Genomic DNA, 13944 nt, shown 5'->3' with positions numbered 1-13944 from the left:
ACCTATGTGACCCAAAATATCTATTTATACCTTTATCTATCTTCTGCTACACTACGTTCATAAAAGACTAAGGGTTAAAAATGAATATGCAAGAGATAGCAGATAAGTGTGAAAAAAAGTTTCTAGAAAAAATCGAAGAGAAAATGGGTGACAGTTCAGTAGTACCGTTGCCTGTGATCAAAAGATACTGTCGAATGCTGACGATCTATTGTGACTCAGAAGGTAAAGTAACGGAAAGCTTTATAAAATCGATGGAAAAATGTATTGAAGAGATAAAATCTATAGAGGGTATGGATGAAATCTTCGATGAATGCAATCAATGCCCTGAAGAGTCATAGAAACGGGTCTAAAAAATAAACAAAGCCATGCAATGATGCATGGCCTTTAAAAGATCTGGATCTTCCTTTTAATCATTAAATAGCAATAACATAGATATTTGGATCGAGTTTATCTCTTAGCGCATTTTGAATGGCTTGGAGTGTACCCGTACCTGAACTGGAACAGTCACTACATGCACCAAGATAACTAATGTAAACCTCAAATATCTCACCATTTTCTTTGACATTAAGCACATCGATGTCTCCACCATCCATAATAAGAAACTGTCTTACAGTGTTATCAATCGCAGTTTCAACTGCCATGACTCTATACTCTGGGCTTAATTCTCTAAAAGGTATAGCAGCCAGAGCCTTCTCTGCTTCTTCTTCCTCTGCCAATATTTTTTGGTGTGCTTCAATGAATGCAGAAAGGTTTTCTTTGCAATCAGTGTCTGAGGATCCAGCTTTTGTGTACTCTACAAGACCTTCAAGTGTATCAATGTTATGTAACTCGATAGACTCTTTTATAGAGGCAATGCTCATTGGGCTATCTTTACAAGGAACGGTTTTCTCCTCATGGTTTAATGGCTTATGAATATACTCTTTGACAGCCAGTTTTGCAGCATCAATCGCAAACGTGATCGTATAGCGTTCAGAAGAAGGAAGTGCTTCCATAGTAGGATTGTCACGTAGCAAGCGTTCCAAGGCTTTGTAAGTGATATCATTGATCTGTGGTATACTTTTATTCGTAGATATGAGTGCTAGCATATGATTGACTGCTATACCAGAGGCTATCCCTTCATAGGTATAACGTGCTAGGACAATGCTGTCTTCACGTGTGTTTATAGCCCAATATAGTGTAAGTTTGTATCCAAGTGCTTCATCGCCATAGGTATAGCTAAAAAGTGATGCACCCAGTTCTTCGGCTTCTTCTTCAGAGATAGTCCCCAAATATTTAGGTTCGTTTATAAACATTGCAACCTTGATACCATACTCATCGTTTGTTTCTTGATCCATTTTTTTTCCTTTAGGAGATAATGTGCACTTTAGCAAGCTAACCTAAAAATAGGCTAAAATAATGTCTAAAATATTTTTAATTTTTTCATTTCGGTAAATTACATTCCTTATAGTATTATTATTTGTATTTAGAAGGAAGATGAAAGAACAAATAATCATGTTTTTTACGATATAAACTTCATGAGGTACACCGTATAAGTCAAATACTATTCAGAGAACATATTAAGATGTTTGGGAGTATAATATTCTCATGAAAAACCTCCGAAATGCACTTTTACTTAAACAACTGTATCAACTCAAACAGCTGGGCTACAAATATACATCCGTCACACCATACAAAGAAGATGAGCAGCACCTAAGACTTCCTAACACATTGGATTCACTGAAAAAGCAAGCCATGGAGTGTCATTTGTGCGAGCTTAGCAAAAGTCGCCAGAAAGTGGTCTTTGGAGAGGGTGATCCACAAGCAGATATCCTTTTTATCGGTGAGGGACCAGGTACGATGGAAGATAGCTCCGGTAAACCTTTTGTCGGTAGATCAGGTGAACTACTCACAAAGATGATAGAGAATGTATTATTGATCTCCAGATCTGAGGTTTATATCACAAATATCGTGAAGTGCCGTCCCCCCAATAATGCAACACCTACACCGACCCAGGCACATACTTGTCAACCTTATCTCTTGAAGCAGATTGAACTCATACGGCCAAAGATCATAGTCACATTGGGTGTAACTGCTTATCATTATCTTACAGGTGATGATACAGAGATAAGTAAAGTGAGGGGTACCCTACACAAACAAAATGATTATACGGTCATCCCTACCTATCATCCAAGTTATTTACTGAGAAATCCAAGCGCTAAAAAAGAAGTGTTTGAAGACCTGTTGAAGGTCAAAGAGTTGATGGGGAAATAATCATAGGAGTTCCCCAAGAATACTGGGGAATGACAAAGAGAAGTGTTTAGGCTTCTCTTGCTTTTGTGACCAACTGTTCAACGATAGATGGATCTTCAAGTGTGGATATATCCTGTGTGATCTCTTCGTGTTTTGCGATAGAACGTAAAATTCTTCTCATGATCTTACCGGAACGTGTTTTAGGCAATCCCGGTACTTCAATGATATGGTCTGCTATGGCAATGTTACCTATTTCTGCTGCAAGCAATGCATTGATATGGTTCTTGATATCTTTGTTGATGTGCCCCTCTTTGAGTACAATATAGATGAAAATCGATTCACCTTTAATATCGTGAGGACGTCCTACTACCGCAACCTCTGCTACCGAATCATCTTTTTTTACTGCTGCTTCTATTTCCGCAGTTCCCATACGGTGTCCAGAAACATTGATCACATCATCTACACGACCGGTGATCGTAATGTAGCCTTCTTCATCAACGACTGCACCATCCCCGGAGAAATACACAGGTTTTCCATTTTTAACTGCGTCTCCAAAGTATGCTTTTTCATAACGTTTTGGATCTCCCCAAATATTTCTGATCATACTTGGCCACGGTTTTGTAATACAAAGGAGTCCTGTCTCCCCTATTTCTTTAGGCGTGCCATCAGGATCAATGACCTCTGCTATGATTCCTGGAAGTGCAAACGTGGCACATGCCGGTTTGATAGGTGTAGCACCAGGAAGCGGAGAGATCATATGTCCACCTGTTTCTGTCTGCCACCATGTATCAACAATGGCACATTTCGAGTTACCTACGGTTTCATAATACCATTTCCATGCCGGTGGATCTATAGGTTCTCCTACAGTTCCAAGTACCTTTAAACTTGATAGATCGTATTTCTCAGGCTCATGTTCACCCATTTTATGAAGTACACGGATCGCAGTCGGTGCTGTATAGAATTGGTTGATCTTATGGTCTTGAACCATTTTCCATGCACGTCCTGCATCAGGGTATGTCGGTACACCTTCAAACATGATAGTTGTTGTCCCCGCAGCCAAAGGTCCGTAGATAATATACGTATGCCCAGTGATCCAACCGATATCTGCGGTACACCAGTAGACATCATCCTCTTTAATATCAAAGACCCATTCCATCGTCATTTGTGCCCAAAGGATGTATCCTGCAGTTGCATGTTGTACGCCTTTTGGTTTACCCGTACTTCCTGAGGTATAGAGTAAGAAGAGCGGGTCTTCACTATCCATCAGTTCAAAAGGGCATTCTGCATGTTGAGATGTGATCAGTTCGTTGTAATCATGGTCTCTACCCTCTACCCATGTGATCTCTTCATTGTTTCTTTTTACGACAAGTACCGCTTCAACACTCTTGCCACCTTGTGAGAGTGCATCATCGACAACATGTTTAAGCATATAAGGCTTCCCTTTTCTATACGCACCATCTGCAGTGATGACAAGCTTCGCTTCTGCATCTTCGATACGGTCTTTCAGTGCTTCTGCAGAGAATCCGCCAAAAACGATGGAGTGGATTGCACCGATACGTGCACATGCAAGCATTGCATAGGCAGCTTCAGGGATCATAGGCATATAGAGTACCACTCTGTCGCCTTTTCCTACACCAAATTCATCTCTAAGTAAATTTGCCATTCTGTTCACACGTAGGGAGAGCTGCGCATAAGAGATCTTTTCTACATCACCTCTATCACCCTCAAATAAGATAGCGGTTTTGTCTGCTTTGTCTGCAAGGTGTCTGTCGATACACTGGTTGGAAACATTGAGCTTACCGTTGATGAACCATTTGTAAAATGGTGCATTACTCTCATCCAGTACCTGATCATAAGGAGCTAACCAGTCGATCTTTTCGTCAGCATACTCTCTCCAAAAACCTTCATAGTCTTCTAAAGCCTTATTCTGTAACGTCCAATACTCATCCATGTTTTTAATAGCAGCATTTGCAGCGAGTTCCGGATTTGGGTTAAAAGTCTCTTTTATCATTAACAATCCTTTGGTATGTATAGTAGAAAATCATTTTAACATAGAATTAAGAAAGAAAGTTTAAATAGGAGTATTAACTCCTATTTGTTGGATCTGGTGGTCAATTTGTATTATATGATCTCAATTTTTTCTATGACATCCAGACCAAAACCTGCCAGTCCGACAAATTCCGTATCTTTATTTGTGGTAAGCAGATTGATATTTTTAATGCCAAGGTCTTTAAGTATCTGAGCACCCACACCAAACTCTTTGGCTTGTTCGTGAGAGATCACTTTTGTATCAAGGAAGATCAGTGTGCCTCCATTGAGTTTTAAGTACTCTATAGAGTTGTTAAGTGCATTAAAACGTTTATCGTCAAGTACGAGTCCTATGTCTGAACCTATATTATGAAACTTCACATTGGCAGTTTCATGAGGTTTGTAAAACTGTATCACCGTATGTGTTCTATCGAGGTGGTCACAGTATGTGATCTTCTCAACTTTGATACCTCTGAGTTCACAATCCTCTTCTTTGACACGTTTGATCAATTTTTCATGAGCCAAACGGTACTCAACGATATCTGAAATGTACACAATGGAGAGATCATGTTTTTTTGAAAAGAGTTTAAGGTCATCCATACGTGCCATCTTTCCGTCATCCTTGATGATCTCACAGATCACAGCAGCAGGAGCCAGTCCAGCCAACTTACAAAGATCTACCGAACCTTCTGTATGTCCTGTTCTTACCAAAACACCACCATCTTTGGCGATCAATGGAAAGATATGCCCCGGACGTACAAAGTCTTCACTGACTGTTTGAGGATTTGCCAACTTGGAGATACAGTCATCTCTCTCAGCAGCTGAGATACCTGTTTCTGCGTTTGCTGAGTCTATGGAGACAGTGAATGCTGTTTCATGAGCAGATACATTATTACTTACCATGGGTACAAGATCAAGCTTGGAAGCGATCTCATTGGTGATAGGAGTACAGATCAATCCCCTGGCTTCTTTTGCCATGAAGTTAACCATATCCGGTGTAGAGAAAGTTGCTGCATAAACAAGGTCACCTTCGTTTTCACGATCTTCATCATCCATCATGATGACCATTTTTCCATGTTTTATATCTTCTATCGCTTTTTCTACTCTTTTAATCGCTTCAATTGACATTCATATTCTCCAAAAACTTTTATACAGTATATATAGTATTAATCGTATTATACCTATCTGGTACTTCACTTTAGAAACTTTTTTAAACTTTTCTTTCAAACCCCTTGACATGTGAAGCATATGGTGCTATAATGCCGTCCACATAAGCAGTTAGCTTATATCGATTGGGGTATCGCCAAGCGGTAAGGCAACGGTTTTTGGTACCGTTATTCGGGGGTTCGAATCCCTCTACCCCATCCATAAGATTTAATCTTGGTTTTATTAAATCAAGATACAATCTCACTTCATTTAAATCGAAAGATTTATAATTTCCTGTCGCGGGATAGAGCAGTTTGGTAGCTCGTCGGGCTCATAACCCGAAGGTCGTTGGTTCAAATCCGGCTCCCGCAACCAATTATAAATATCGGTATCATCGTTAATACAAGACAATCAATCAAAATAATATTTACTACGAATTTTAGTCAAGGTACACACTTTATTTTCTCAAGCTACTTTATTGAGATTACTTTTTTAAAAAATATCTCAATACACAAATACCCTCCCCCTACTTCAAAACATCCAATGGTAGATAATAGATATAGTGGTCAGATAAATTTTTGAAAAATATGGCCTAATTAAATCCCCCATACTAGGACATCGTTTTCTTCCTTACGTCCAAACTCTTCATTGCCATTTTTTCAACAATTTTTGAACATTTTAGTGATATGCTTTAGCATTAGAGTGAAAGGTTTACAATGAAATTGAAGTTAATGCTAAGTGGTCTGATTACATTAATCGCTCTTCTTTTAGTCGGATGTGGCAACAATAATGGTAACACTGCCATGGATGTCTCAGTAAGAGGCTTTCAGGGAATAGTTGAAGAACATCTTGCAGGCATTTTGAATGCAGAACGAGCGATCGCTGCGAGTGTAGAGGCGCAATCAGGCGATTGGGATACGGTCAAGCCTATATTGGCACAATTCGCTGATGACTTGAGCACCGATGCTGCCGTTTGGTACGTCTTTTCGGATGGGCATTACTACACTGTCGAAAAAGATCTTGTTGATGCAAGTCTCAGTGACCGTGACTATTTTTCATCCTTAATGAGCGGTGAGGATATCGAAGGCGATCTGGTCATCAGCAAATCAACCGGGAAGCGTTCCATCATTGTCGCTACACAGGTAGGTGGCAACACCAGTGTTGCAATCGGTGTTTCTGTTGATGCCGAACTGCTTTCTCAACTCGTAACTGAAAGATTGCAGCTGCCGGAAAATATGTATTTTTTTGCTTTGGATCAAGAATTTCAGACACCAATACATAGTAATATTGAGCGCATTTTCGCCTATCCTGCTGAATTTGACGAATCTGTAGAGGGTGTGTTTAAATCCATTCAGGGTAATGATCAAGGGGTTATCACTTATACGTTGAATGGCGATCAGATTACAGCAACCTATCATGCCTCAGAGATACTTGGCTGGCAATTCTTTATTGCGGAGAAGTAAATAGCTTCAGTAGATGAAATAGCAAATTGTATTTTATTCCAAAATGGTCAAGACATAATAATTTTCTTTAATATTTCACAGGCTACAAATTGGTGTAACTCTGGTTCTGTTGCAAGAGTTAAAAGTAAGGTATTATCTTAGGGCTTCAGTTGCTATTAGTTCTAATGTAGATTTATCTGTAATTTGTGGAAATATTATTTTCACTGCATCAATTACAGCTTTTTTAAGTTGATTTTTCTTGTAATTCTCTTTGACATATATAGCTATTTTAAGCTCTTTTGGTAGATCTGCTCCCAAAGTCTCAAGTGTCTCTTTAGTTGCTCTTATCTTGGCATCTGTGATACTATGTGCAGTTTTTATGGTATTTAGAACCATGAAATAATGTAAAACCCTCAAACTAAGTTCATCTTCTAGCTCGGGTGCATAGAATAAAGGTGTTGTCATCTTGGCTGTCTGTGTATCATTAAGCAGTACATCAAAGATATTCTCTACAGTATACTTAGTGTCTTGCATATCCTCTTCTAGTATTGCAACTTCTTCTCTTAATAAAGGGTCATTTAAGTATTCTCTATCTGTTTTAGGCTCTTCCCTAGATTTTCTCTTTATGTATTTATTATAGAGTGTAAGTGATTCAGGTTTCTCACCAGAGCCTCTCTTGGCTGCCCACTCTATATATTCAAGTTCTTTTTCTTTATTTGCATAGTGCTCTTTTAATATTTTAGGGTCTAGTTCAAAGTCAAACATGCTACACCTCCGTCCATTTAGTCTTAGTATCGAAAGTTGTTGGTTTAAATTTAATCTTTTAAACTCTTAACTATCCATTCTTTTTCAAGTAAAAGTAACTCACCTGAAAATATCTGTCCTACAAATTTATCTCCCAGGCTATAGTTACCTACACCTTTAGGCGTGCCACTCATGATAATATCGTTATCGTCCAATGTCATAAAACTTTGTATCTCTGAAAGCATAGTATCAGGTTTATACATCATTAAATCGTACGTAGCAAATTGTACTAGTTTATTATTGATATAGAGCTTCATTTTCAACGTGCTGATATCTACATCAAGATTGATAAATTCACTTAGTACAGCAGAATGATCAAATGCTTTGGCTCTCTCCCATGGCAAACTTTTGGATTTCAGATGGTTTTGAATATCAGCATGTGTCAGATCAAGTCCAAAGCCTATACCATCGATTTTTGCATCACGGATTAAAAAACAGATCTCACCCTCATATCGACAATGTTCTGAAAAGTAGTAAAGTGTGTCACTTATGGCTGAATTTGGTTTGTTGAAAACGACCATACTCGAAGGGATCTCATTACCCAACTCTTCTATATGTGCGACATAATTTCGACCTATACAGACTACTTTAGATACTTCTAAGTATTGGTTTTTGTATTGAATTGTTTTCATTTACTTTGTCAAAGCCTCCATGGCCTTATTTTGTTCTTCGATACGTTTGTTAGCCTTATTCACCGACTTCTTGCTTGACTCTCTCGAATTAACTCGACTAGTTAGATATGAAGTAGGGTTTTGTAGGGTGTTGGAGATACTAAGCGCTTCAACATTTCTTTTATAGGTATTTGTAGGAGTATCAAGTTCGATTTTTTTAGGTGGTTCCGTAGTATCTGTATAAGTATTTTGTATTGGATCTTCTTTGGTCATAAATAAAAATAACCCTGCAATAATCAAAATAACGAGCATGATGTTTTTCATCTACCACCCTCCTCTTTCATATTTTATAGAGACTAGTATAGCATAACAAAAGGATGAAGAAGTGTTAAAAAAGTTTTTTAGGTCTGAGTATATCACCCTGACCCTTTTAGGGTCTAGGTGATGTAAAAACAAGGAAGTTTGATGATTGTTTAATGATTATGCATCAGTAGATAATTGATTCTCAATGGCATCTGTAAGTTCATGTAAAACATTATGTACTTTGTTATCTGTTCCCAGTCTACCTGGATTCATTTGGATTTTATCTACAAACTCTACATTGACATTATCGTTTGTATAAGCTACCTTCACATAAACAGTCATTTGTTTGTTCTGATGTCTGTTCTGATATCTGTATGTGAAGTAGTCTTTATTTTTAATTTTCTTTTTAAAATAAAGTGTTTGTGATGCATTTTGCATAGCTGGTGTATATTGTGTCCACTCATCATTCATTGCAGCCGTTTGAATGGCATTGATCATTTTATCTTCTTTCACTGTCATTTGAGACGCTGCAAATCCGTTTGTACCTAGTAAAAAGCTTGCTATAGTTGTAAGCACTAATAATTTTTTCATGTATATATTCTCCTAATTATGTATATATTTTAGTTATTTTTGTATTGGTTAAATTTGTATATACGAACAATCACACGAGTACATACCAACAAATGCAGGCAGTGTGATCGCGCTTTAAGAGAATATAGGAGGTTTGAAGATAGTATTGAGATAGAGTTGATCTACGATAGGTGTTGAGAAATCAAAACCAGTAAATGGTTTTGTTTCCTTTGAATAAGGTTTTGGAACAAAGGCAATTAGCTTTTCATCTAATATTTGTTGTGTCTCTTTCTCTTCCAGTGAAATTTGGATTTTTGTTTCTGATATACTATCCGCCAATTTAGGTGAAGAGATGTCAAAAGAGATGGCAGTCAACATAACAATGATAAGCGATACAATATAATGCCTGTTTAGTTTCATAAGCTTGATACTACCAAATTTTGTTAATGATGTCAATATCTTTTAGTGAAGTTATCATTTATTTTTATGACTTTTGTCTTTTTTGTATCTCTTGGATTCTTGACGGTAACGCTTTTCATCATAACGATCACGCTGATGTTCACCCAGATAGTGCTTATTGTGTTTATAATAGCCGTTCTTATAGTTTGGATGTTTCTCTTTTCTATACTTTTTTCTATAATGTTCCTGGTACCCTCTCTCATAGTAATGACCACCCTTTAGTCTTTTACCTTTATAATAGTAGTACCCGTTCCTCCAGTCACCACCATAGTAGTATCTGTTATTGTAAAAGTAGTAAGGTCTTTCATCTTGGTAGTGTGGTTTATCATACGCTCGATTATACTGGTCGTAATATCCTTGTGGATAATAGTGTCCACCACTTAGTCTTCTGCCCTCATAGTAGTAGCTTCCGTTTCTCCAGTCACCACCATAATAGTATTTGTTATTGTAAAAGTAATAAGGTCTGTCATCACGGTACTGCGGTTTATCATATGTACCTAAGATCACATCTACCACCACTCTTTCCAGTAAAGACTGTGCAGATACTTGTAGAGGCATACATACACTGATGCATACCAAACTGCTCATGATCATTTTTTTCATTGTTCCTCCTAATTTTGATATATTACAGTATAAAATAAAAATGTGGAGTTATTGTATAAAAACAATTTTATACTCTCTGTCTATCGACGTTAACTTTTCTTCTATCCTTCCTGTTTAGAGAATGGTCTTATTTTACCTTAAGCTTCTCAGCCATTTTACAGCCTTCTTCAGAACCGAGTTTACAGGCTTTTTCGTAGTATTCAATCGCTTTTGAAATATCTTTTTCCAATACTTCACCCTTCTCATATTTCATTGCGACTGAAAAACATCCATAATAGTCGCCATGATTATTACAGTCATCTATATAGTCTTGAACGATCTCTCTTTCCGTCAGCTCTTCACCAAGATCATCATCGAACTCATCAGACTCTGCATGTGTAAAGCTGCTCATACTTAACACAAGTATACTTGCAAGTAGTATTTTTTTCATTGGTATTCCTTTTTTAGATTATTTTACGTATTTTACTGACAAAATGATTTATCTTTGATATTTTTTTTGAAATTATTTTTAATGATGAAACATCATTGACCATTATCAAAGAATCGCCTAATGAAATGAGGTAAAGCAAAGATTCTTATATTATTTTTTAACGATATCCCGTCTATGTATCATTTTACTTACGTATCATTCGATATATCATATTTGGATGATCGAATGAAAAGAACAGTCATAAGTATCATGCCAATAAATACAGTGATAGAGAATAGTGCCAAAAATGGGTCAATAGTTTCAAGAGAAACAAAATTTCCATAATATAAAAATAAACCAATGACAACGCCAAGTGTTCCGACTTGATGAATATAAAATTGGGTAACAGATAGTTTTGAGATCAGGTTATTGAGCCAGAGTTTGTGACACAGACCATAGATAAATGAGACAACAAAACCAATGAGAAGGATATGCGTATGCGTTACTAAATGACTATGGTCTTTGGATGCTGCCATAAAAATACCAAGTGCCAAGCCAATGATGGCATACATGAGACTGATAAATATAAATTTTCTGTCCATATTACTCTCCTATTGTGAATATAAGACCCATATTAGGCACTTTCGTCGTTGGAGTTTAGTATCGCATCTATACTATTGTAGCACTTTTTTCGTCATTTATTTCTCAAACATAGAATGACGTATTCATGGATATCATTTTCTATGACAATTTGACATACTTTCAACTTCTTTCATCTTTTTCTGTCAGAATACATCTATGAAATCTACATCCAAAGAACTGCTTGAATCGGTCAGTAAGCATTGTTACAATGAATTAACACTCTACAAGTTCAACAATACGACACTTCACGTAAGTGATAAGTACAGAGAAGGCAGAGTAACTGCATTGGAGTACCTTATTGAACTTACTTACTATTACCTACAAGAAGAAAAGAAAATAGGAGAAGAGTTTAAGCTGCAGATATCAAAACAGTTAAAGCGTTATGATTGTCTGGATGACACAGAGTATAAACGTGGTCTTTATGATGCATTACATGCAGTATCGGGATTGTAGTGGTTTCTTTGTAAAGAAGAGTGTTCAGTATGGTGTGTCATAAACACACCCTGTAAGGATATCACAATGTACCTCAATGACTTGAAGACCATTCTATTACTGGTTAAGCAATAGGGATAAAAACCTATTCAAAAAATGATAGTAGATCTTTCACATGTGCATTGGTCAGATCTTTTCCAATACTCTTTCCGAGTTTTTCCTTGGTTTTTGTATCGATCATTTCAGTGAGTTTATTCAAGTTTTCCTGAGGAAAGGCAAGATGCCATTTTGGAGGGTTGGTTTCAGAGATCAATGCAATGATATCATCAGCGATCTGCTGCATACCGCGACGCTCTGCTTCTAATGAACGGTTATGCTGTTCACCGGTATTGTGCCCCTGATTTCCCAACTGGTCACTCATGTCATCGGATGTATGGGTATGCGGTTCTATATATTCAAATTTTTTAATTGTGGTTAGGTTTCTTCTCACTTTTTGCGTGCCGGCACTCACATTTCTTGTCTCTTGGGGATCAATACCTGTGACTGTATCAACCTGATATGCATCAAACCCACCTAAGTTAGCGATAACTATAATATTTTCATTAAAATTCATGACTACATTACCTCCTTTGATTTTATTATATTTTATTATAACGACTTTATGCCCTTTACTCAAGTCCTAATAAAATCGTTATTTAGTTTTTTTGGGAAGATTATAATTTGATTGATGATTGAAATAAGAAGTTACTGGAAAGAGTGGGTAAATACCCACTCTTTATATGATGACAGTTCTTGTTTATAAAAATTTATGGTTTAGTGATAGCCCAAGTACCATCGCCATTTTCTGCACCTGAGTGCTGAATGTTCACATAAAGTGTTTCTGGATCAGTTGGGCTGAAGTAGATACCTGTACCTTCTGCACTACCATCAGTCAATGAAGCAAAAAGTTTCACAGATTTAGAAGCACCGAATTCATTAGTTTGAGTTGATGCGAACCAGATATCTGATGGACTATTGTCTTCAACCATAACCAAGTCACCGTTTGGTGCTTTAGCAAGATTATCTACACTGTCAAAACCAGTCTGATGACCATCTTGACCGGGTTTACCAAGTTCAATAGGAGCATTAAGTCCTGCTTTAACAAAGTTAGTCACCTTTATAGTCTCAAGATCGATTGCAAGTACACGACCTTCATAATACTCTTTGCCGTACTCGTCTCTTGGACCTTCAGTGATCGCTGCATAAAGTACACCATCAATGATCTGTAAGTCTTCAGGACGCTGGTAGCTGGCACCACCTATATCAGAACCTGATTCACGTGCATTTTCCGGATCTATTGGTCCTAACCATGCTCCTTGACCTGTTCCATCACGGTTAGCATCTGGGAAACCAAGAACATAGAGGTTACCTGATGATAGATCACCATATGTATTTGGTACGAATTTGTAGATACCGCCGCCACAAGGAAGTTGAGTATCACCTAAATTAGTGACACCAATACCATTCGTATCTGTACAACCTTGAGTACGACCACGGTGCTCATCAACGACATAAACATTACCGTCTGCATCAACTTGAACACCTTCATGTGAAAGTTTACCTACTGCAGGACGCTCAGTAACAGTTCCGGACATCATATCATTAGGGTCAAGTGTCAATTCATAGAAAGAACCAGCAGTTGTCTCTGAATTAAATACTATACTTCCCCATGGCGTCCATGCGATACCGTCAATTGCAGTGAAATTTGTAGACTGGGCAATGATTTTAGTCTCACCCGTTTCCAGATCGACAACGGATACTGCACCACCTAAATCATTCCATTCAGTAGGAGCAGTTGCACCTAGACGAACTTCATGTGTACGGTAAAGATAACGACCTGCATTTGTACCAGTTTCATTCACCACGTTCATATCGTGCCAATCATTTTCAGTAGGATAGATATTTAGATCAGTTTCATCAGATACAACCGTCTGAATATAACCTTCCGGTAATTTCCAAGGTGCACTTGGATCCCAATTCTCTGCATTAGCAGATAATTCTATTGGAACAAAATTACTGAAATTGATATTACCTGTTGCATCAACTTCCTCTATATTATCAACATTATCAACTCCATTTGTACCATCTGTAGTACACGCAGATAATGTTAAAACTAATGCTGCCGATGCAGCAATACTGATCCATTTGCTCATTTTAGCTCCCTTGTTTTGTTTAATACATAAAAATGCAGTGGGATATTAGAAGAAATTGATAACAAATATATATT

The 13944-nt window shown here is 37.4% G+C and carries 17 protein-coding genes and 2 tRNA genes; 6 read left to right on the top strand and 13 right to left on the bottom strand.

The window, feature by feature from the left end:
- Positions 1-80 precede the first annotated feature (80 nt).
- Positions 81-338, top strand: a complete 258-nt coding sequence (locus tag PF327_RS04285; RefSeq protein ID WP_008242764.1) for a hypothetical protein — start codon at positions 81-83, stop codon at positions 336-338.
- Positions 339-413: 75 nt separating this feature from the next.
- On the opposite strand, the gene PF327_RS04280 is transcribed toward PF327_RS04285, so the two are convergent.
- Positions 414-1334 (bottom strand): NifU family protein, encoded by a 921-nt coding sequence (locus PF327_RS04280; RefSeq protein ID WP_008242765.1) that lies wholly within the window; start codon positions 1332-1334, stop codon positions 414-416.
- A gap of 250 nt (positions 1335-1584) precedes the next feature.
- Between PF327_RS04280 and PF327_RS04275 the strand changes: the two genes are divergently transcribed.
- On the top strand, positions 1585-2250 hold the full coding sequence (locus tag PF327_RS04275; protein WP_008242766.1) for a uracil-DNA glycosylase: 666 nt from the start codon (positions 1585-1587) through the stop codon (positions 2248-2250).
- A gap of 46 nt (positions 2251-2296) precedes the next feature.
- On the opposite strand, the gene acs is transcribed toward PF327_RS04275, so the two are convergent.
- Complete coding sequence (gene acs / locus PF327_RS04270) at positions 2297-4240, bottom strand: acetate--CoA ligase (protein WP_289401480.1); 1944 nt, start codon at positions 4238-4240, stop codon at positions 2297-2299.
- A 110-nt stretch (positions 4241-4350) separates the two neighbouring features.
- Complete coding sequence (locus PF327_RS04265) at positions 4351-5385, bottom strand: bifunctional 3,4-dihydroxy-2-butanone 4-phosphate synthase/GTP cyclohydrolase II (protein ID WP_008242769.1); 1035 nt, start codon at positions 5383-5385, stop codon at positions 4351-4353.
- A 165-nt stretch (positions 5386-5550) separates the two neighbouring features.
- Here PF327_RS04265 and PF327_RS04260 point away from each other — a divergent pair.
- From PF327_RS04260 to PF327_RS04250, 3 genes are all read left to right on the top strand, one after another.
- Positions 5551-5625 (top strand) — tRNA-Gln (locus PF327_RS04260).
- Between the two features lie 76 nt (positions 5626-5701).
- Positions 5702-5778 (top strand) — tRNA-Met (locus PF327_RS04255).
- Positions 5779-6119: 341 nt separating this feature from the next.
- Positions 6120-6866 (top strand): cache domain-containing protein, encoded by a 747-nt coding sequence (locus tag PF327_RS04250; RefSeq protein ID WP_008242770.1) that lies wholly within the window; start codon positions 6120-6122, stop codon positions 6864-6866.
- 132 nt (positions 6867-6998) lie between these two features.
- On the opposite strand, the gene PF327_RS04245 is transcribed toward PF327_RS04250, so the two are convergent.
- From PF327_RS04245 to PF327_RS04210, 8 genes are all read right to left on the bottom strand, one after another.
- Complete coding sequence (locus PF327_RS04245; RefSeq protein WP_008242771.1) at positions 6999-7610, bottom strand: hypothetical protein; 612 nt, start codon at positions 7608-7610, stop codon at positions 6999-7001.
- Positions 7611-7660: 50 nt separating this feature from the next.
- On the bottom strand, positions 7661-8281 hold the full coding sequence (locus PF327_RS04240) for a fumarylacetoacetate hydrolase family protein (protein ID WP_008242772.1): 621 nt from the start codon (positions 8279-8281) through the stop codon (positions 7661-7663).
- Complete coding sequence (locus PF327_RS04235) at positions 8282-8584, bottom strand: hypothetical protein (protein ID WP_008242773.1); 303 nt, start codon at positions 8582-8584, stop codon at positions 8282-8284. It lies immediately after the preceding gene.
- Between the two features lie 156 nt (positions 8585-8740).
- A complete protein-coding gene (locus tag PF327_RS04230; RefSeq protein ID WP_008242774.1) occupies positions 8741-9154 on the bottom strand; it encodes a hypothetical protein in 414 nt (137 codons plus the stop codon).
- Between the two features lie 114 nt (positions 9155-9268).
- Positions 9269-9553, bottom strand: coding sequence for a hypothetical protein (locus PF327_RS04225; RefSeq protein WP_289401479.1), 285 nt, complete (start codon positions 9551-9553; stop codon positions 9269-9271).
- Positions 9554-9607: 54 nt separating this feature from the next.
- Complete coding sequence (locus tag PF327_RS04220; protein ID WP_289401478.1) at positions 9608-10195, bottom strand: hypothetical protein; 588 nt, start codon at positions 10193-10195, stop codon at positions 9608-9610.
- A 127-nt stretch (positions 10196-10322) separates the two neighbouring features.
- A complete protein-coding gene (locus PF327_RS04215) occupies positions 10323-10625 on the bottom strand; it encodes an SEL1-like repeat protein (protein WP_008242777.1) in 303 nt (100 codons plus the stop codon).
- Positions 10626-10813: 188 nt separating this feature from the next.
- Positions 10814-11206, bottom strand: coding sequence for a hypothetical protein (locus PF327_RS04210; protein WP_008242778.1), 393 nt, complete (start codon positions 11204-11206; stop codon positions 10814-10816).
- 196 nt (positions 11207-11402) lie between these two features.
- On the opposite strand from PF327_RS04210, the gene PF327_RS04205 reads away from it, so the two are divergent.
- Positions 11403-11699 carry a hypothetical protein gene (locus tag PF327_RS04205; RefSeq protein ID WP_008242779.1) on the top strand — a complete coding sequence of 99 codons (297 nt, stop codon included), beginning with the start codon at positions 11403-11405 and terminating at the stop codon, positions 11697-11699.
- A gap of 124 nt (positions 11700-11823) precedes the next feature.
- Here PF327_RS04205 and PF327_RS04200 read toward each other — a convergent pair whose 3' ends face one another.
- Together PF327_RS04200 and PF327_RS04195 are read right to left on the bottom strand one after the other, a co-directional pair.
- The gene (locus tag PF327_RS04200; protein WP_008242780.1) at positions 11824-12291 is read right to left on the bottom strand and encodes a host attachment protein; all 468 of its coding nucleotides are present in this window, start codon (positions 12289-12291) and stop codon (positions 11824-11826) included.
- Between the two features lie 193 nt (positions 12292-12484).
- The gene (locus PF327_RS04195) at positions 12485-13870 is read right to left on the bottom strand and encodes an alkaline phosphatase PhoX (protein ID WP_008242781.1); all 1386 of its coding nucleotides are present in this window, start codon (positions 13868-13870) and stop codon (positions 12485-12487) included.
- Between the last annotated feature and the right edge of the window lie 74 nt (positions 13871-13944).

The organism is Sulfurovum xiamenensis (assembly GCF_030347995.1).
GTDB lineage: Bacteria > Campylobacterota > Campylobacteria > Campylobacterales > Sulfurovaceae > Sulfurovum > Sulfurovum xiamenensis.
The sequence above is the reverse complement of the archived record's forward strand: the minus strand, read 5'-3'. Positions and strand labels throughout refer to the sequence as shown.

Excerpts from the sequence above, each read along its gene's own strand:
- acs (WP_289401480.1), bottom strand. The coding sequence starts at position 4,240 with ATGATAAAAGAGACTTTTAACCCAAATCCGGAACTCGCTGCAAATGCT.
- PF327_RS04245 (WP_008242771.1), bottom strand. The coding sequence starts at position 7,610 with ATGTTTGACTTTGAACTAGACCCTAAAATATTAAAAGAGCACTATGCA.
- PF327_RS04195 (WP_008242781.1), bottom strand. The coding sequence starts at position 13,870 with ATGAGCAAATGGATCAGTATTGCTGCATCGGCAGCATTAGTTTTAACA.
- PF327_RS04225 (WP_289401479.1), bottom strand. The coding sequence starts at position 9,553 with ATGAAACTAAACAGGCATTATATTGTATCGCTTATCATTGTTATGTTG.
- PF327_RS04210 (WP_008242778.1), bottom strand. The coding sequence starts at position 11,206 with ATGGACAGAAAATTTATATTTATCAGTCTCATGTATGCCATCATTGGC.
- PF327_RS04250 (WP_008242770.1), top strand. The coding sequence starts at position 6,120 with ATGAAATTGAAGTTAATGCTAAGTGGTCTGATTACATTAATCGCTCTT.
- PF327_RS04285 (WP_008242764.1), top strand. The coding sequence starts at position 81 with ATGAATATGCAAGAGATAGCAGATAAGTGTGAAAAAAAGTTTCTAGAA.
- PF327_RS04240 (WP_008242772.1), bottom strand. The coding sequence starts at position 8,281 with ATGAAAACAATTCAATACAAAAACCAATACTTAGAAGTATCTAAAGTA.
- PF327_RS04230 (WP_008242774.1), bottom strand. The coding sequence starts at position 9,154 with ATGAAAAAATTATTAGTGCTTACAACTATAGCAAGCTTTTTACTAGGT.
- PF327_RS04280 (WP_008242765.1), bottom strand. The coding sequence starts at position 1,334 with ATGGATCAAGAAACAAACGATGAGTATGGTATCAAGGTTGCAATGTTT.
- PF327_RS04265 (WP_008242769.1), bottom strand. The coding sequence starts at position 5,385 with ATGTCAATTGAAGCGATTAAAAGAGTAGAAAAAGCGATAGAAGATATA.
- PF327_RS04235 (WP_008242773.1), bottom strand. The coding sequence starts at position 8,584 with ATGAAAAACATCATGCTCGTTATTTTGATTATTGCAGGGTTATTTTTA.
- PF327_RS04275 (WP_008242766.1), top strand. The coding sequence starts at position 1,585 with ATGAAAAACCTCCGAAATGCACTTTTACTTAAACAACTGTATCAACTC.
- PF327_RS04205 (WP_008242779.1), top strand. The coding sequence starts at position 11,403 with ATGAAATCTACATCCAAAGAACTGCTTGAATCGGTCAGTAAGCATTGT.
- PF327_RS04200 (WP_008242780.1), bottom strand. The coding sequence starts at position 12,291 with ATGAATTTTAATGAAAATATTATAGTTATCGCTAACTTAGGTGGGTTT.
- PF327_RS04220 (WP_289401478.1), bottom strand. The coding sequence starts at position 10,195 with ATGAAAAAAATGATCATGAGCAGTTTGGTATGCATCAGTGTATGTATG.
- PF327_RS04215 (WP_008242777.1), bottom strand. The coding sequence starts at position 10,625 with ATGAAAAAAATACTACTTGCAAGTATACTTGTGTTAAGTATGAGCAGC.